Origin of the sequence: Myxococcus hansupus (assembly GCF_000280925.3) — a bacterium.
GTDB lineage: Bacteria > Myxococcota > Myxococcia > Myxococcales > Myxococcaceae > Myxococcus > Myxococcus hansupus.
In genome coordinates, this window is sequence record NZ_CP012109.1 from 2754087 (window position 1) to 2772000 (window position 17914).

12 protein-coding genes are annotated in these 17914 nt (G+C 71.1%); 10 read left to right on the plus strand and 2 right to left on the minus strand.

From position 1 onward, the window contains the following. Positions 1-31: 31 nt before the first annotated feature. The 10 genes from A176_RS11260 to A176_RS11305 all read left to right on the plus strand — a co-directional run bounded on the left by A176_RS11260 (position 32) and on the right by A176_RS11305 (position 15467). Positions 32-2533, plus strand: a complete 2502-nt coding sequence (locus tag A176_RS11260; RefSeq protein ID WP_226994280.1) for a TonB-dependent receptor — start codon at positions 32-34, stop codon at positions 2531-2533. Between the two features lie 42 nt (positions 2534-2575). Continuing rightward, positions 2576-3379 (plus strand): hypothetical protein, encoded by an 804-nt coding sequence (locus A176_RS11265; RefSeq protein ID WP_002636624.1) that lies wholly within the window; start codon positions 2576-2578, stop codon positions 3377-3379. An 11-nt stretch (positions 3380-3390) separates the two neighbouring features. Continuing rightward, positions 3391-6546, plus strand: a complete 3156-nt coding sequence (locus A176_RS11270) for a serine/threonine-protein kinase (RefSeq protein ID WP_002636623.1) — start codon at positions 3391-3393, stop codon at positions 6544-6546. Between the two features lie 52 nt (positions 6547-6598). Further along, a complete protein-coding gene (locus A176_RS11275; RefSeq protein WP_002636622.1) occupies positions 6599-8932 on the plus strand; it encodes a lantibiotic dehydratase in 2334 nt (777 codons plus the stop codon). After that, positions 8929-10551 (plus strand): hypothetical protein, encoded by a 1623-nt coding sequence (locus A176_RS11280; protein ID WP_002636621.1) that lies wholly within the window; start codon positions 8929-8931, stop codon positions 10549-10551. Before A176_RS11275 ends, A176_RS11280 begins: the two co-directional genes overlap by 4 nt. Continuing rightward, positions 10548-12845 (plus strand): lantibiotic dehydratase, encoded by a 2298-nt coding sequence (locus A176_RS11285; protein WP_002636620.1) that lies wholly within the window; start codon positions 10548-10550, stop codon positions 12843-12845. The genes A176_RS11280 and A176_RS11285 overlap by 4 nt, the downstream gene beginning before the upstream one ends. Before the next feature lie 105 nt (positions 12846-12950). Next, entirely contained in the window at positions 12951-13376 is a 426-nt protein-coding gene (locus A176_RS11290) for a hypothetical protein (RefSeq protein ID WP_002636619.1), read from the plus strand. A 203-nt stretch (positions 13377-13579) separates the two neighbouring features. Continuing rightward, positions 13580-13981, plus strand: a complete 402-nt coding sequence (locus A176_RS11295; protein WP_002636618.1) for a hypothetical protein — start codon at positions 13580-13582, stop codon at positions 13979-13981. 12 nt (positions 13982-13993) lie between these two features. Beyond that, on the plus strand, positions 13994-14374 hold the full coding sequence (locus A176_RS11300; RefSeq protein WP_002636617.1) for a hypothetical protein: 381 nt from the start codon (positions 13994-13996) through the stop codon (positions 14372-14374). A 22-nt stretch (positions 14375-14396) separates the two neighbouring features. Next, a complete protein-coding gene (locus tag A176_RS11305; protein ID WP_237076914.1) occupies positions 14397-15467 on the plus strand; it encodes an NAD(P)/FAD-dependent oxidoreductase in 1071 nt (356 codons plus the stop codon). On the opposite strand, the gene A176_RS11310 is transcribed toward A176_RS11305, so the two are convergent. Both A176_RS11310 and A176_RS11315 read right to left on the minus strand, forming a co-directional pair. Then, positions 15454-17295 carry a tetratricopeptide repeat protein gene (locus A176_RS11310; RefSeq protein ID WP_002636615.1) on the minus strand — a complete coding sequence of 614 codons (1842 nt, stop codon included), beginning with the start codon at positions 17293-17295 and terminating at the stop codon, positions 15454-15456. The genes A176_RS11305 and A176_RS11310 overlap by 14 nt on opposite strands. Positions 17296-17507: 212 nt before the next feature. Further along, the gene (locus A176_RS11315; protein WP_002636613.1) at positions 17508-17816 is read right to left on the minus strand and encodes a hypothetical protein; all 309 of its coding nucleotides are present in this window, start codon (positions 17814-17816) and stop codon (positions 17508-17510) included. Between the last annotated feature and the right edge of the window lie 98 nt (positions 17817-17914).

The window sequence follows — 17914 nt, forward strand, 5'->3', positions numbered from 1 at the left end:
CGCTCTGCGCGCCGGCCTGCCTCTATCCCTCATGCTGTGCGTTCTGGCCTTCGCCGTTCCCTCTGTCGCGGGAGCTCAAGAGGCCGCCGAATCCGAAGCGCCCACGAAGGTGAAGCGCCGCAAGCGGGTGGTGAAGCCCACCGCGCCCGCGCGTCCGGCCGCCAAGAGCGCGAAGAAGCCGCGCAAGGCCGTGAAGGCGGCCCCCGTGGAGCCGGAGACGGACCTGGATGCGTCCACGGAGGAGGCCCAGATTCCCGTATTGGGTGGGCCCTCCACGGATGATCCCACGCCCGCGAGCCCGCCGCCCGCGCCGGCCCCCCTCGACCCGGTGCCGTCGCCTCACGCCGCCCCCATGACGGCCGAGCCCGCCGCGCCGCTGCCGCCGCCCATGGTGGGGCCGGACTTCAATCCCTCGGACGCGCCCCTGTCGCCGCCCGCCACCGCCACGCTGCCCGCCGTCCCGGCGCCGCCGCCGTCGAACGTGCCCATCACCGCGCCCTTCGCCGAGCCCGCCATGAACCGGCCCCTGCCGCCGCCCTCGGCGCTCGCGGGGCTGGACGTGGATCCGCTGGGCGGCGCCGACTCCCTGGAGGAGTCCGTCAACCGCGTGTTGAGCGAGGCGGTGGTGACCACCGCCGGCAAGCGCAGCCAGCGCATCTCCGAAGTGCCGCTCACCGTGTCCTGGATTCCCGCCGAGGAACTCGAGGGCACGGGCCAGTTCACGCTGTGCGAGGCCATCCAGTACTTTCCCGGCATGGAGTGCCGCCGGGGTTCCATGCGCAAGGCGGCGGTGAGCGCGCGCGGCCTGGGCTCCAACTACCTCTCCAACCGCCTGCTGCTCCTCCAGGACGGCCGTCCGCTGACGGACCCGTGGACGGGCCAGTTCTACGCGGATGAGACGACGCCGCTCACCAACCTGAAGCAGGTGGAGGTCATCCGCGGCCCGGGCTCCTCGCTGTACGGCTCCAACGCCTTCAGCGGTGTCATCAACATCATCCAGCGCCAGCCCTCCGACCTCATCGAGAAGGGGAAGAACGTGGGCGCCGAGGCCCGCGTGCTGGCGGGGCAGGACCAGACGTGGCGTCTGCACGGCACCGTGGCCGGGCGGGGCGGTCCGGTGGAGGCGCTCTTGGGCTACTACGGTTTCGGCTCGGACGGCCCGCAGCTCTTCAACGACCCGCGCGTGGGCCGGGTGGACAACAACCAGCACTCGCTGGTGCACCAGGTCAACGGCAAGGTGCGCGTGGGGCCGCTGGCGCTCGACGCGGACTTCACGGACGGCGAGATTGGCCGGCCGGGTGGCACGCACATCTCCACCGTGGGCAACTGCGGACGCTGCCACTACACGCCCAACGACTCCGAGGCGGTGCAGAACTTCAACGCCTCCGCGCAGGTGGATCAGCAAGTCACGGAGAACCTGCGCCTCTTCGGTCAGGCCTACGGCTTCTTCAAGCGCCGCGACGTGTTGATGGAGAACGCCTTCGGTGGCGACCCCACGCGCGCGCTCGGCAAGCGGCGCCGGCTGGGTGGCGAGGCGCGCGCCCTGTGGACCATGGGCGACCTCAACGTCACCTTTGGCGGTGACTTGAAGGCGGACGCGGTCAACGTGCCCAACGTCCTGCCCGAGCTGACCATGGACGACACGCGTCAGACCATCCTCGGTGGCTTCGTGGACGCGGAGTACCGCCTCTTCGACCGCCTGGTGTTCGGCGCGGGCGCCCGCTACGACCGCTACCAGATTCCGGAGCGCGTCTGGCAGAACCGCACGGACCAGATTTCGCCCCGCGCCAGCGTCGTGTTCCACGCGGTGCCGGAGCTGCTGACGGTGCGCACCAACTACGGCCGCGCCTTCCGCGCGCCCACCCTGGCGGAGCTGGCCATCAACCAGCAGATGTACGCGGCCACACTGGTGGGCAATGGGAACTTGCGCGCGGAGACGCTGGACACCCTGGAGGCCTCGGTGGATTTCTGGCCCTTCGAGCGGAGGGTGCGTCTGACGGGCACGGGCTTCTACAACCTGGCCAAGAACTTCATCAACCAGCAGCTCGTCTTCGGCTCCGTCTCCCAGTTCCAGAACATGGGCGACGCGCGGGTGGCGGGCTTCGAGCTGGAGGCGGCCGCGCAGATTCCGTCCATCAACTCGTCCTTCGACGTGGCCTACCAGTACCTGGACGCGAAGGCGCTGCCCTACAACGACGGGCCCTCGGCGCCGCTGGACTACGCGCCCACCCACCGCATCTACGCGCGCGGACGCACCAACATTGGCAAGGTGGCCTTCGTGGAGCTGTACGCGTTGCTCGTGGGCACGCGCTTCGATCCGGGCTTCCTGGTGGATGAGAACACCGGCCTGCCCACCACCCGCGTGCAACTGCCCAGCTACCTCACGGCCAGCGCGCGCGTGGGCTTCAACATCTACGACGGCGTCTCCGTGTCGTTCCTGGGCTCCAACCTCTTCAACGCGCAGTACGAGGAGTCCCACGGCTTCCCGGCGCCGCCCCAGTCCTTCTTCAGCGAAGTGAAGATTCGTTACTGACCTTTGAGTACCGCTCCCCATCTGGAGGCCGGCGGCCTCCTGTTGATTGCCGACACATCGCTTCCTGCCGAGGTGGTGGAGCAAGCGGCTCCCATCCTCGCGCAGGGCGGCCTGGCGCTGTGCCAGGGACCCGGGGTGCCTTCCGGGCCCCGGTGCCTGGTGCTCTTCGATGGGAAGCTGTCGCCCGCGCACGCGGACTGCCTGCGGCGCGAGCCTCCGGCGCTGCTGCTGGCCCAGCGTGGGAGCGAAGGCCGTCCCTCCGCCTGGGAGGTCCGCCTGCTGGGAGACCTGCTCCGCGGAGCGCCGCTGCTTCCCGCGGACGGGGTCCGGCATCGTCTCCAGACGGTGGCGGACATCGCGGCCACGGGAGAGGCGGCGGGGAAGGCCGTGACGCAGGCGGGAGGCTCCCGCGCGGCCGCGTCCCTGGTGGGGGACGTGATGCATGAGCTGGCCGCCAACGCGATGCTGGACGCGCCGGTGGATGCGCAGGGGCAGCACCGCTATGCGCACCGCCGCACGGAGGTGCGCGAGGTGGCGCCGGAGGACGCCTGCGAGCTGTCCTTCGTCGTCCACGACGGCCGCATGTGGCTGGAAGTGATGGACCGCTTCGGCGGTTTGCGTCCGGGGCCCTTCGCCCGGACGTTGGAGGGGTGGGGCGGGCGCGTCCAGGTGGATGCGTCCGGTGGAGGGGCAGGGCTGGGCCTGCGGCGCATCCTGGAACACAGCGACGTGGTGGCTGTTCGTGTGGCCGCTGGCCGGGAGTCGCGAGTCCTCTGTGTGGTGGACCTCGGGGAGGCCCGCCGCCGCGCCACACAACCCAAGTCGCTGCTGTTCTGTCTTCAATGAGGTCAGGGCCGGTGGATAGCCAGGTTTCCAACGCCATCATCAGCCGGCTCCGGGTGGGGACGATTACCCACGTCCGGATCTCCGGCGTCATCGACGAAACGTTCCCACTGACCTCCCACACCCCGGAGCTGAACGGGCTGTTGGTGGTCGACCTGGGACAGGTGGAGCGCATCAGCTCCTTCGGGGTCCGGCGGTGGATTGAGTTCGCCGCCAAGCTGCCCCCCGGGGCCCTGGGCCTCTACGTGGTCCACGCGCCGCCCGTCATCGTGGACCAGCTCAACATGGTGGAGGGCTTCGCCGGCGTCGCGCGGGTCCTCTCCGTGCTGGCGCCCTATACCTGCCGCGCGTGCAACGAGGACCGGCTGCGGCTGGTGAACCTGCTGGACGAGGCGCAGGTCATCTCCGAGGAGCGCGCGCCGGACCACACGTGTCCGGTCTGCTCCGGGCCGCTGGAGTTCGCGGACATCCCCGGCGAGTTCTTCGACTACGCCCGGCGGCAGCAGTTCGGCCAGGTGGACCCGGTCGTCATGCGCTACCTGCGCGCCAGCATGCCGGCGGTGCAGCCGGAGCTGTCGCAGCACCTGAAAATCATCCAGGACGACATCACGTACATCACCCTGGCCAGCGCGTTGAAGGGTGACCTCAACGTGCGCAAGCTGGCGTCGGGCCTGGAGGGCCGCGTCGGTTTCGACTTCAGCCACGTCAGCAAGGTGGAGCCGGAGGCCCTGCCGAAGCTGGAGCAGGTGCTGGAGACGGCGGCCCAGGGCGCGCACGTGGTGCTGTGCCGCATGCCGCCGCCCGCGCTGGCGGTGCTGGCGCGCTCGGCCAAGGTGTTGCCGGTGCGGCTGGCCACGCTGTGGTTGCCGTGTGACTGCCGCAACTGCGGCCAGGTGAGCCACCAGCGGCTCCAGGCGACGGACTACCTGGCGAGGCTGCGGGCGCAGGACGCGGGCGTGGAAGTCACGTGCCCCATCTGCGCGGGCAACGCGCGCGTCCCCCACATGCCGCAGCTCCAGGGCCTGCTGGCCCGGATGCAGCTCACGGACCGGCCGCTGGAGGACCTGGAGACGCTGGAGACGCGCGCCCTCAGCCAGTACCTCTTCGGCGCCACGAACATCGACCCGGCGGCCCGGCAGGGCGCGTCCACGGACATCTCCAACTCGCTGGGCAGCACCAAGCTGAACGTCATCCGGCGGCTGGGGCAGGGCGGCATGGCGGAGGTCTTCCTCGCCAAGCAGGTGGGCGTGAAGGGCTTCGAGAAGTTCGTGGTGATGAAGAAGATTCTCCCGCAGTTCGCGGAGAACCCCGAGTTCGTCGACATGCTCTTCGCGGAGGCCCGCGCCAACGCGCGGCTCACGCACCCCAACGTCGTGCAGACCTTCGACGTGGGCGTGTCCGACGGCGTCGCGTACATCCTCATGGAGTACGTGCGCGGCCCGGACCTGAAGAAGCTGGTCATCGAGCTGCGGCGTAAGGGCCTGGCGCTCCCGCTGGAGCACGCGCTGCGCATCGTGGCGGAGGTGGCCGCGGGCCTGCACTACGCCCACGCCTACGTGGACCCGGCGGGCACGCCGCATCCGGTGGTGCACCGGGACGTCAGTCCGCACAACGTGCTCATCTCGCTGGATGGCGCCATCAAGCTGAGTGACTTCGGCATCGCCAAGGTGGCGGGCGAGGAGCACACGCAGGCGGGCGTGCTGAAGGGGAAGATTTCGTACATCTCCCCGGAGGCGGCCTCCGGGCGCACGCTGGACGCGCGCAACGACGTGTTCGCGCTCGGCGTGGTGCTCTTCGAGCTGCTCACCGGTCAGCTCCCGTTCCGCAGGGACCACGACGCCGCGACGTTGCAGGCCATCGTCCGGGACCCGGCGCCAGTGCCGTCGCAGCTCAAGCCGAACATTCCGCAGGACGTCTCCGACCTCGTCCTCCGCGCGCTGGTGAAGGACCCCGCGCGCCGCACGCCGTCCGCGGCGGCGCTGCGTGAGGAGATTGAAGCGGTGATGGCGCACCACCGCCTCAACTCGTCGCCCGCGGCGGTGGCGCAGTTCTTCAAGGACACGCTGGGCGACCGGCTGGTCGAGTTCGCTCCGTCCGCGGTGAGCGGCACGGGCAGTCATCCCCGTCCGGTGCCCTCGGGGTCGGGCAGCGGCAACATCGGCGGCGGCGAGATGGCGGCGCCCACGGATGGGCGGACGCCGAGCCACGGCCGAGTGCCCGTCGTGGGCGGCCGGCCCGCCACGGGTGGCAGCGGTGGCATCCACAGGCCCGGGCCTCCCGTGCCCTCGGTGCCGCCACCGCCGCCGCGCCCGGTGGGCGTCGCGAGCCCGCTGCCGTCGCGTCCTCCCGCGCCTCCGCCCGCCGAGGACTCGTTCCCTGGCATCTCCGTGACGGAGGATGAGGACGGCGACCGGACGGAGATGGTGCCGCTCAACCTGGGCGCGCCGCCGCCGCGGGTGGAGGCTCCGCCTCGGCCCGTGGCGCCCGCCGCGCGTCCGCCGCAGCAGCAGGGTCCGGTGCCTCGTCCGTCGGGGCCGGTTCCGGCCCTAGGCACTGGCGCGACCGCGACGGGTGCGCGGCAGCATGAGGCCCCTCCGGCCCGGCCCGCGCCCGCGGCTCCGGTGGCGCGCGCCACCTCGGGCGACAGCGGCGAGCCGGACAAGCGAATCCCTTGGAAGTTGCTGGGCATCGCGGGCGGCGGTGCCCTGGTGCTGGCCGTTGTGGCGGTGGTGATGGCGCGCAGCGGGGGTTCGACGTTCGTCAACGTGGGGCCCGCGGAGCATGTCTATGTCGGCGGCCTGCGCCACGAGCCGGGGACGGAGATGCATGACCCCTCGGGCGGGTCGCTGCTCATCTCCACCGCGGTGGACGGGAAGCTGCGGCGTTTCGGGACGACGCAGCAGCGCGCGGACATCGACGTGCGCACATTGGCGGATGCCTCGCCCGAGCCCGGCACCACGGGGTTGCTCAGCGTCACGGACACCGCGCCAGGCTGCGAGGTCCACGTCGGCGGGAACCTGATGCCGGGTGGCACGCCCCTGATGAAGGCGCGCATCGAAGCGGGCCGGGAGCTGGAGGTCCTGGTTCGCTGCCCCACGGGTGTCAACAAGGTGTGGGTGATGGCGGTGCCGGGACAGCAAATCGAAGTGAAGTCGCGGCGGCGAGACTGAGCGGCTCGGTTCCGGGCGTGACGCCACGTCCCGGACAAAGGGTGCGAAACGCATGAAGGGTTGGACCCTCTTCCCCCACCTCGTGGTTCGCACGACTGGCTTTGCTTTCGACGGGCTGGAGCGGCTGGGGTGCCCGGCCGCCGCCGAGGCCGCGCGACGGCTGGCGGCGGAGCAGCGGGCCCTGGATGCGCTCCGGGCGCAGGGCCCTCGGGTCAAGCGCCCACCGCGCGCGGTGCTGGCCGCGTTGAAGGCAGGCCGCCCCGTGGACACCGAAGGGCTGGCGTCACCCGAGCTCTTCGCTGAATGGAACGCGCGGGCCCAGGCCTGTCAGGACGCGGAGGCTGCCTTCGCGTCCGCGATGAAGCAGGAGACGCAAGGCGTGGAGGCCGCGCTTCGAGCGCTCCGGGACGCGCCACGCTTCCTGGAAGCCGTGGCCAGCTCCAGTCCGCCCGTGGCTCGGGATTTGTTGGAAGGGCGCGATGGCGCACGGCTGCGGAGGCAGGTGGCCAGCTACCTCCAGCGCCTGTGCGCGAAGAACGAGACGATGGGGTTCTTCGGGCCCATCAACTACGGCCGGGTAGACGCGGACGCGCCCACGGGCATCACGGTGCGCTGGTCCGGTCCGGAGGTGCTCACGGGGCGGAACACCTTCGCGGCGTCGTGGCTGGTGCAGGGGCTGGTGCGCGCCATCGCGTTCGACCCGGAGGTCGCGCCGTGGCTGGTGCTGCGCCGCAAGGCCTTCGCGGAGGTGCCTTCACGCAAGGCGATGCCCGCGCCGGAGAGCGCCGAGGCGATGTTGCCCCGGTTGGTCGAGGTCGTGGACGGTACGCGGACGCTCGCGGGGGTGGCGTCGTCCCTGGGCGTGGCGCCCGGCCTGGTGCGTGAAGCGGCGCGAATGGGCTGCGAGAAGGGGCTGCTCACGCACCAGTTGGAGGTCCCCGCGGCCACGCACCATCCCGTGGACGACCTGGCCGAGCGCGTGGCCGGCTTGCCCTGCGCCGCCGCCCGTCGCCACGTCGAGGGCTTGAGCGCGCTGCTGGTGCTGATGGGCGGCTACGGCGCGGCGGATGCCGCCGGGAAGATGGCGCTCCAGGTCGCCTTCGCGCAGCGGGCGAAGACGCAGTGGGGCGTGACACCTCCCTTGGAGCGAGGGCCCGCTTCGGAGTCGCACAACTTCTATCAAGACCGGCTGGCCCTCCGGGAGGAGTGCGGCGGCGACCTGCGGGTGGAGGTCGGGGGCGAGCGGGCGCGAGAGCTGACGGCACGCCTGGAGCCCGCGCTGGCGTGGATGGGTGTGGCGGCGAGGCGGACTCGCGAGGCGGCGCGCTCCACCGTGGCGGGGTTGGTGGGGGCGCGGACGGTGCCTTTCTGGAAGGTCGCGGCCGCGTATGCGGACCGGCCGGTGCCCCAGGACACGTCGGTGGCGGAGGTGCTCGCGGGCGCGGTGGAGGATGCCTCCGCGCGGACGGTGGACCTGGGGCGGGTGACGCCGCCACCGCTGACGGACGAGGTGAAGGCCCTGCCGCTCGTCACCTCCGTGGACCTGCTCGTGGGTGCGCGGGATGTGGAGGCGTGGAGCCGGGGCGACTACGAACTGGTGATGGGCGACGTGCACGACACGGCGCTGGTCTGGGGCTGGGCGCTCCAGTTCCATGACGCCCGGGGCAAGGTGGAGAGCGCCATGGTTCAGGCGCTGGGGGCCTTGAGCCGGCCCGTGCCCCTGGTGACGGTGCTCGCGTCGCGGCGCACGGGGCTGCTGCCTTCGGAGTTCCCAGGGCCGGTGGTGGAGCTGGGGGGCGTCAGTGCCCGCGCTTCCGCCTGGCGGCTGCCGCTGGACGACCTCTTCGTGGAGAGTGATGGAACCCAGGCGCGGCTGGTGTCGAAGCGTCTGGGCTCCGAGGTGTGCCTCTACAACGGCGAATTGGAGAGCCTGGTCCACACCGCCTTCTCCCTGCCGCGCATCCGGCCACTGCGCGTGTCGTTGGGGACGCATACGCCCCGGCTGACGCTGGGCGGCGTGGTGGTGCAGCGCGAGCAGTGGCGGTTGGCGCCGGACGCCCGAGAGCGGTTGCTCGCGTGCCGTGACGACGCGGCGAGGCTGCGCGCGGCCGTGGACATCTGGGACGCCCACGGGATGCCGGACTGCGTGTTCGCGAAGTTCAAGGACGAGCGCAAGCCCGTGCTGGTCGACGTGCGCAGCCCTCTGTTGCTGCGCGTGTTCCTCAACCTGCTGGAGCAGAAGGAAGAGGTCATCCTGTCGGAGATGCTGCCGTCGCCGGAACAGCTCTGGCTGCGAGGCCCGTCGGGCCGTCACACCGTGGAGCTGCGGTGCACGCTGCTGTGGGGCGCGGAGCCGCCCGAGTCCCCCGGGAGCACGCGGGAATGAAGCTGCTCGTCCTGCCGCCGCATCGCGATGTGACGTTGGCTCCGGATGCGCCCGCGGGGTGGCACTGCGTGGATGTGGCCCGTGACTTCTGCCGCCGCGTCTTCGCAAGGGAGGCCGTGGAGTCCGAGGCGCGGCTTCGTGAGAACGCGCCGGCCACCGCGCAGTCCATGCGGGAGCTGTTGCTGCTTCGCGCCGCTCAGTCACTGTGGACGCGTGAAGGCGCCGGCCCGCACACGGGCCTGCGTGCCCAGGGCGCGGTGCTGACCGCCATCTCGGGCCCTCCGCACGGCGTCCACTTGCGGCTGGATGATGTGGAGTTGGAGGGCGGCACCACCGAGCGAAGCGCGGACGTCCTGCGGGCTATGGACGCTCCCGTGGCCTATCTGGCCGAGCTGGTCCAGGCCGCGGAGCGCTTCGCGGACGCCGAGCGCGTGCGGCTCTGGATTGACAGGGACCTTCAATTGCCCGCGGCGGCCTGGCTCGCGCGGGCGTGTCCAAGGCACGTGCCGCTCGAAGTCGCGGGGCCTTTCGCCTGGCAGTACCGCGAGGTGCTCCAGCACCTGTCCGTGTTCCAACGGGCGGCCTTCGTCGACGCGCCCCCGCTGCGCTGGCAGCTTGCCGGTGATGTCCATGGCGCCACACGGGCACGCCTCGTCTGGATTCCCGAATCTCAGGGCCTGCGCTTCGGTGAGGCTCAAGCCCCCGCTTCGGACGCCGAGGCGGCCCCTGTCGCGCGTCACCCCGCCTTGGGGACCAGTACGCCCGAGGCGGTGCGGGCCTTCACCGATGAGGCCCGGTGGGCGGGGCACGTGTCGCTCGATTCGTTGCTGCGGCCCGACGCGCTGGTGGAGAGCGGCTGCGAAGTGGCCATCGTGGGCTTCTGCGCCTTCAGCGAAGGCGACGTCGTGGACCCCTGGGGTGCCAGAATCCCGCGCGCGTCGTTGGTGCAGGGGGCTCGCGGGTTCCGGGCGGCCGGTGGGCGGATTGTCGCGGAGTGGTGGGTGGGCGCCCCGGGCATCGATGCCGCCGCGTTGGAAGCGACGTTCAACGCACTCGATGGCGAGCCGCTGTTCGACCATGTCTCTGGCGTGCGTCCCTTCCATTGGACACGGATGTCGTTGCCAGGGGGCGTCCCTCGCCTGTGGCAAGACGTGAACGTTGGCGCGCCTCCCGAGGACCGTGACCTCGCGCGAAGCCTGCCGTTCGAACATGCCGGGTCGATACCCAGCAGCAGCGTGCCGCAGGTGCTCGCGGGGCTCGCGAGTCGCTTGCTGGCGCGCGCTCCGCTGAGTCCCGGACGTGTCGCCGCCGCCTGTCTTCCGGATGCGACAGCACCCGTCTCCGAGGACGGTGGCCCTCGCGGCATCGTGCTCGATGCCGACTGTGCGCTGGTGCAGCTCCCCGCTGGTCTGGACGGTGCGGCGCGCGCGTCCTGGTACGCGGCGAATCTGCGGACGGGTGGGGTGCTCGCGATGGATGCACGGCTGGCGCCGAAGCTGGCCGGACTCACGCGCCCCGGGGAGGTGGCCCAGGTCCTGGGGGCTGTCCCGGAGGCGCAGCGGGGGAAGCTGGTGGAGACGCTGGTGGCCCGGTCGGTGCTGACGAAGGTGAACGGATGAGTGAGCCCTGGACGTTGGGCGAAGTATTCGTGTTGCGGCACGCGGGGTTTCCCTTCGACTGGTTGGAGTCGCTCGGGGTGTCCGAGGCCGTGCAGGACGATGTCGCCCGGTTGCTCGAGGCCGAGGACGCGCTCGTGGACGCCATCGGCACCGAGGGCGGCGCACCGGGGGCTCAGGCGGTACGCGACGCCCTGGCACAAGGCCGGGAGCCCAAGCTGGATGCACGGCTCGCTGCGTCCTGCCACGACGCGCTCGTCCGTTATCGCGACCACCGCGCGGCGCTGCAGTCGCGATACGCCGAGGAGCGCAAGTCCCTGCGCAGGCGGCTGCGTGAGCGCGCCGCGGACGCCGCCATTCAAGAGGCCGTGTTCCTCTCCAGCCCGGCGATGTTCGACAACGTCTGGGTGCGCTACCTGCGAGGCGGCGAGCGGCCGGACACCTCGGATGTGCGTAGGGTGGAGCGGCAGGTCTACACGTATCTCCAGCGCTTCTGCGCGAAGAACGAGACCACCAGCTTCTTCGGCCCCATCTCCTACGGCGAGCGCACCACGGATGACGGCTACGACGTGCGCACGGTGCCCAGCGGCAACACGCGCCGCCGCACGTTCTTCTCCTTCTGGGCCGTGACGGAGCTGGCCCGCGCGGTGGGGCGGGAGCGCACGCTGCGCCCCCATCTGCCCCTGCGCATCAACCCGCTCTTCACGCTGTCGCCGGGCCGGGCCGCCTGCGCGCCACTGAAGCTGGAGGTCGCCCTCTCACCGCAAGCGGAGCAGTTGTTGTCCGTCCTGCGGGAGCACGCGGTGCCCTCCGATGCGGCCCGGGTGCTCGGTGTGCCGGTGGAGGACGTGGAGCGGCAGGCGATTCCCCTGGTGAAGACCGCGCTGCTGCTGTGGGGGCTCCCGTTCCGGCCCAACGACTTCGCCACCTTCGAGAGCGTGCGGGATGCCGTGGCGGCGCTGCCGGACCTGGAGGCGCGCACGCGCTGGCTGGAGCGGCTGGACACCCTGGCGCGCCTCAAGGCCGACTTCGAGACAGCGGACCTGGCCCAGCGGCGAGAGCTGTTGCCTCGCCTGGAGGCCTTCTTCACCGAAGTCACGGGCAAGCCGGCCCGTCGTGGCGACGGTCAGGTCTACGCGGACCGGCTCATCCTCTACGAGGAGGCCAGCTCACCGTTCCGTTTGCGCTTCGGCGCCACCTTCACCGCGGAGCTGGAAGCGGCGCTGACCGGGGCCCTGGAGCTGTCGGCGGCCTATGGCGAGAAGGTGCAGCGCGGCTTCCGCGAGCAGGTCCGCGACGCGCTGGGCCCCGATGCCGGCCCCATGGACCTGTTGGACTACGCCGTGCGCCTGCGTCCAGACGGCGTGACGGGGAGCCGCTTCTCACCCGTGCCGCCGGTGATGCTGGAGCCAGACGCGGCTCGCGCCCGCGCGGTGCCGGTGGACTTCCTGGGCACGTCCACCCCGGGTGGGCGCTACGCCTTGCCGGACGTGTGTCTGGCGGCGAAGCCGGACGGCGGCGGCTTCGAGGTGATGCTGGCGCGCGTCCATCACCACCTGCTGCTGTGGAGCTGGCTGAGCGCCTTCCAACCCGAGCGCGAGCGGTATGCCTCCGTCGCGTCACGGTGGTTGGAGAAGGACGACGCCGCGCGGGGCCTCGTGGGGCTGTCCATCCGCAGGCGCAACAAGGGCTTCTACGTCTACCCGGGGCGGCGGCTGGTGTACTCGGTGTCGGACGTGCTCGACGTGGAGGACGGCGCGCTCACGCCGCGCGACGTGAAGGTGCTCCCCACGCCCGAGGGGCCGGTGCTCGTGGATGGCCAGGGGGCGCGGCTGAGCCTGTACCTGCCGCTGGACGACTTCTCGTCCTACCCGCCCTTCGCGGCGCTGGCCCATCCGCAGGTGTTGCACGCGCCGCTGCGCACGCAGGGCGAGCACCTGCCTCGGCTGAGCGTGGGCGGGGCGGTGTACCAGCGCGAGCGGTGGAACCTCCCGGCGTCGCGGCTGGCGAAGCCCGCGGGCTTCGAGCTGTTCCTCACCGTCCAGCGGGAGCGGCGGGCGGGTGGGTGGCCTCGCTTCGTGTTCATGCGCAGCTCGAAGGAGCGCAAGCCCTACCTCATCGACACCGCGAGCCCCTTCGCCGTGGACCTGCTGTCCCATCTGGCTCGGGACGCGGAGCGGCTGTCCGTCGAGGAGATGTACCCGGCGCCCGAGCAGCTCTGGCTGCGGGATGAACGGGGCCGCTACACCTGTGAGCTGCGGATGCAGTTCACCCGGTGGAGTGGGGCGCCTGTGTGACAGCCTTTGACATCCAGGGCGCATCCACGCCCAGAATGGCCTTTTCCCCGGCCTGGCGGTGCTGGCTGCCTTGCCAGGATGACGGGCCCATTCAGGAGACAGTCAATGTCCGGTGACAACGTCGTCGCGCCCCCCGCCAAGAAGCTCCGGCGGCCGGTGGAGGAGGTTCGCGCGGAGCTTCTGGCCGACGCGGACGTGAAGGAGCAGGCCCGCCTGCTCAAGGTGCCGCTCGCGGACTACGTCGAGAAAATCATCGACTACGCCCTCAACCCGGAGAAGCCGCCCCAGATCCAAATCGTCCCGGACGAGGAGCTGAAGGCGAAGGACCCGAACGTGCCCACCATCGCGGAGGTGGAGGCGCACCTGCAGGGCATCATCGACGGTGACGTCGTCATCAGCCGCGCGCACCAGCGGGACGGCTTCAGCGACAGCGACAGCGACGCCCGCTACAAGGCCGCGCTCGGATCCGACACCGCCCCGACGGGCGCCCCCGAAAAGCGCCAGGGCCCGGACAAAACCCCGAAGAACTGATCCACGCCGGAGGGGCCGGGGCAGCTCCGCCAGGGAGTCTCCTGGCCCCTGGGTGCTGGCCAAGTCCCTGAAATCGCAGGGACTTCACGGGGTGTCCGTTTTTTTCAGGGCGCTGGGAAACAAATGCCCCGACCCCCCGACAATTCCCACATCAGTCACATTTGCTGGCCGCCAGACGGCCACGCTCGAAAGGGGCAGTCACCATGTCCAAGGCATTCAAGGCGATCGGCAAGGTCCTCAACGTCATCAAGCCGTTCGTGTCCATGGTCAACCCGCTGCTCGGCGCGGCGATTGGCTTCGCGGGCAACCTGGCGCAGGGCAAGAACCCCATCCAGTCCCTGCTCGGCGCGGCGACGGACCTCATCCCCGGCGGCGGCGCGTTCAAGAACACGATTGGCAAGTTCGCCAGCAACTTCCTGATGGAAGGCGCGGGCGGCAACAGCCTGCTGAGCGGCGCGCTGAACCTGGCCACGGGCAAGGGCAAGGTCACCGACGTCATTGGCGACATGCTGAAGAACACGGCCAAGACGGGCCTGAGCCAGCTCGGCATGAACAACGCGGCCGAGCTGTCCGCGCAGCGGATGTCCCAGTTCCTGGTGTCGTAATATCCTGGGCGGATGACACTCGAACCCTACGTCCCAGAGCTGCACTTCGAGCACATCAAGGCTTGGTTGCAGTCCTGGGACGAAATCGTCACCCCGGACGGCCTGCCCAAGACGGGCTTCGTGGTTCCCGGCAAGGCCGCGGGGTTCATGTACAGGACCGACAGTTCGCTGGCCCTGATTGAAAACCTCGTCGCCGCTCCGGGACTGTCGAAGGAAGAGCGCAACGAAGCGGTGGACCTCGTCGTGGCGGCCATCTGCAAGGAGGCCACGCAGCAGGGGTTCAAGATTCTCCTCGGCACCACCCAGTTGGATGCGGTGGTGAAGCGCGCGGAGAAGCACGGCTTCATCTACGTGGATGGCGGTTTCCACGTCATCGCGTTGCGGCTCGCCTGACATGCGCCCTGGCGCGGACATCGTGATTCTGGGAGCCGGCGTCGTGGGCCTTTCGGCCGCGCGCCGGCTTTCTGTTTTGGGCGCGACCGTCACCGTGCTGGACGCCGTGGCGCCGGGAGGCCGGGGCTCGCGCGCCGCCGCTGGGGTGGCCATTCCCTCCGTCCGGTTGTTCGACGACCCGGTGATGCTCGCGTTCGCCCGGGCCGGCCGCGCCACGCTGACCGAGGACCTGGCCGCGTTGCCCGGCGGCACCTCGCTGCGGCGTGGGAACGGCATCCTCCGCATCGTCCCGGACGCCAAGGCGCGCGACGCGCTGGCGGCGAAGGCGGCGGGGGACGCGGAGGGGCTCGGCACGTGGCGGGACGCCGCGAGCCTGGTGTCCCTCGAGCCCGCGTTGGAGGGCACGCCTCTGTTTGGCGCCTTCGAGACGGCGCAAGGCCACCTCGTGGACACGGATGGCTACGTGGACGCGCTCTTGAAGGCCGCCACGGACGCGGGCGTGCGGACGCGGTTGGGCGTGGCCGCGCGGGCCGTCACGGAGACCTCCACGGGCGTCGAGGTCCTCACGGAAGGCGAGACGCTCCGTGCGGATCAGGTGCTGGTGTGCGCGGGGCCCTGGTCGACCCAGGTGGACGGCCTGCCCGCGTTGCCGCTGAAGCCCGTGCGGGGGCAGATGCTGGTGGTGCACCAGCCGGGGCTGCACCTGACGCGCGTCGTCTCCGGGCCCACGTACCTGGCGCCCTGGCGCGACGGCGAAATCGTCGTCGGGGCCACCGAGGAGGACGCGGGCTTCGTGGAGCAGGTGACTCCTGCGGGCCTGCTCCACCTCAGCGCCACCGTGGCGAAGCTGGCGCCGCGGCTGCGGGATTCCCGCTTCGTTCGCGCGTGGGCGGGCCTGCGCTCGGCGACGCCGGATGGCCGCCCGTACATCGGCCGTCATCCCGGCCTGGAGCGCGTGTTGCTCGCCACGGGCCTGGGCGGCCAGGGCATCCTCACGGGCGCGCACACGGGGGCCCTGCTCGCGGAGCTCGCGGCGCAGGGCCACTGCGCCGCCGCCGAGCCCTTCGCACCCTCGCGCGTCAGTACAGGTTGACCGGGTCGAAGGGGCGGTTGAGCTTCGTCCGGGCGCGGGGGAGCGCGCCGTGGATGGCCTGCGCGTCTCCCTGCGACAGCGCCTCCTTCAGCACCTGCGTCTGCTGGGGCCAGGTGGTGCTGGCCTCGGCGTAGCGCAGGGCCTGGGACCAGTCCGTGCGTCCTCCCGCCAGGGCCTGTCCGGCCAGGCTCTCCGCCGTCTTCAGCGGGTCGCCAATGGCGCGGGCGTGCTCCTCGGCGCGGGCGAACCAGTCCACGGCCGTCGCCTGCTGCTGGTCGTCCAGGAACAGCCGCCCCAGCTCCGCGGCAATCACCTGCCGGTGGAAGGAGTCGCCCAGCGCGTCGGCGTTGGCGAAGGCCTCGGTGAAGTGGGCCACGGCGGCGTCGCGCTCACCCGCGCCCAGCTCCAGTCCCGCCAGCCGGTAGCGGTGGTGCTTGGCGAAGTTCACGCCCCAGCTCTCGCTGATCTTCTCGAACCGGCGCCACGTGGAGATGGCGTCGCCGTACTGCCGCGCCGTCTCCTGGAGGTAGCTCGCGTTGGAGATGAGGTTGATCTTCAAGTGCGTGGCGCTGGCGTCGTGCAGATCCCCCACGCAGCGCATGGCGAGCTTTTCCTCCACCAGCGCCTTGTCCAGCTTGCGCTCCTGGAACCAGGTGAGCGCGCAGACGTTGCGAAGCCAGCCCTCTTGCAGCGCGCGGTCTGGCGCGGTGCTGCGCTCCAGGGCGGCGAGCCCCGCGGCGACCTCTTCCCGCGCGTTGGGAAGCTGCCCGAAGCGCTTCGTCAGCGTGAGTGCGCGGAACATATGGAGCCGCGCCACCATCTCCGGAGGAATCCGGCACGCCAGCCCCCGGCCGAAGGCCTCCATCGCCGCGTCATGCGCGCCGGTGTAGACGTGGACCACGCCCATGCTGCGCGCGAACAGGGCCCGCAGCTCCTCGGCGTCGCCCAGGCTGCTCCGGTCAATCTCGATGGCCGGCGTCGCGAAGCCCGTGTCCAGGCTGTCCCAGGCCTGGAGGACACGCCCGGGCAGCGAAGCGGCTTCGCCCTCCGCCAGCGCCGCCAGGCCCCGCTCGGCGGCCAGCATGGCGCCTTCGTAGTTCGTGGTGAAGAAGCAGCTCCGGATGGCGAGGATGGCCGCGGCCACGCGCGTCTCGGGGGCCTGCGCCGCATCCACCGCGAGCTGGAGATACCGCCCCTCCAGGTCCACGGGGGCCTCCAACGCCCGGCGGGACACCGGCCCCGGCGTGGGTGCCCGCGGCGCGCGCAGCCGGTCGCAGAGCGAGTCCAGGTAGGCCTGCCGCCGGGCCTCGAACGCCTCCGCGCCGTGCGGCCGGCGCACGTTCCACCCCGTCATCAACAGGGTGCCCTCCAGGCCCTCCAGCCGGCTCCACTCGGCGGCGCGCATCACGGCGCGCAGGCTGACCAGGTCACACTCGCCCGCGCCGTGGAGGACCAGCGGGCGGCCACTGGCGCGCAGCGTCTCCACGAGCGCCTTCGCGGCCACGTTGAGGACCCAGAACATCTGTTCGGATTCGCGGTGGAGCCGTCGCTCGGAGGGCGTCAGCGCCAGGTCGCTCAGGTCCGGCACGCCGTCGATGGCGCCCGGGAAGAGTCGGTTCCACTCGGAGGGGTTGGCGAGCGACAGGGCTCGCACCGCGTCGGGCGCGGCCTCTTCACACGCGCGGAGCACCTTCCGCAGGCCGCCGAAGGCGACCGGCAACGCCACCCCCACGTCCACTTCGATGGCGTTCGAGGGCAGGGTGACGGGACGCGCCGTCTCCACGGTGACAGCCAGCTCGCCGCGGGGACGCGCGACATGGGGACTCACGGGAGGCTCCTCGAAGGGGGGCGCAAGGCCGGGATGAGACACAAATACCTGTCTCATGCGCATCCTCACATCCTCTCAGGAACCGAGGCAAATGGGGCTGCCTCGAAAATGACGTTTCACCATGCGTCATTCCCGGCATGTCCCGATGCGTCGAGCCTCGCCCCCAGGCGTTCCGCTCCCAGCGGATGCCGGTGTGTCACGGCCCGGATGCTTCAGTCGTGCGTGCCGATGTGCTGATCGCCGTGGTGGTCGCAAATCCAGTGGAAGGCACACGAGCAGGCGACCGCGCGCGCCTGGGTGCAGCACCGGCCACCGAAGTGCTCCGGCAGGGGCTCCGCCTCGTCGTCCTCGGGCGGCTCCGGCAGGCACCGGGGGGCGGCGCGTCCAGACTCGGCCGGCTCGTTGTCGCAGCAGCCGCGCTCCATGCAGCCGGGGCACAGCGACAGCTCGCAGTTGGCACACCAGTCGAAGATTTCACCGGCGTTTCCGCGGCGCTCACATCCTCCACAACTGTCGAACATGGACGACCTCCAGTCGCATGCCCGTGAAGGTAGAGCGGGGGTCTGACAGGCGAAGCGTCCAGTCGGTCACGCTCCGGAGGCAAAGGCTTCCATCCGTG

Coding starts and splice junctions, on each gene's coding strand:
- A176_RS11280 (WP_002636621.1), top strand. CDS start 8,929: ATGAAGCTGCTCGTCCTGCCGCCGCATCGCGATGTGACGTTGGCTCCG.
- A176_RS11260 (WP_226994280.1), top strand. CDS start 32: ATGCTGTGCGTTCTGGCCTTCGCCGTTCCCTCTGTCGCGGGAGCTCAA.
- A176_RS11285 (WP_002636620.1), top strand. CDS start 10,548: ATGAGTGAGCCCTGGACGTTGGGCGAAGTATTCGTGTTGCGGCACGCG.
- A176_RS11315 (WP_002636613.1), bottom strand. CDS start 17,816: ATGTTCGACAGTTGTGGAGGATGTGAGCGCCGCGGAAACGCCGGTGAA.
- A176_RS11275 (WP_002636622.1), top strand. CDS start 6,599: ATGAAGGGTTGGACCCTCTTCCCCCACCTCGTGGTTCGCACGACTGGC.
- A176_RS11300 (WP_002636617.1), top strand. CDS start 13,994: ATGACACTCGAACCCTACGTCCCAGAGCTGCACTTCGAGCACATCAAG.
- A176_RS11295 (WP_002636618.1), top strand. CDS start 13,580: ATGTCCAAGGCATTCAAGGCGATCGGCAAGGTCCTCAACGTCATCAAG.
- A176_RS11290 (WP_002636619.1), top strand. CDS start 12,951: ATGTCCGGTGACAACGTCGTCGCGCCCCCCGCCAAGAAGCTCCGGCGG.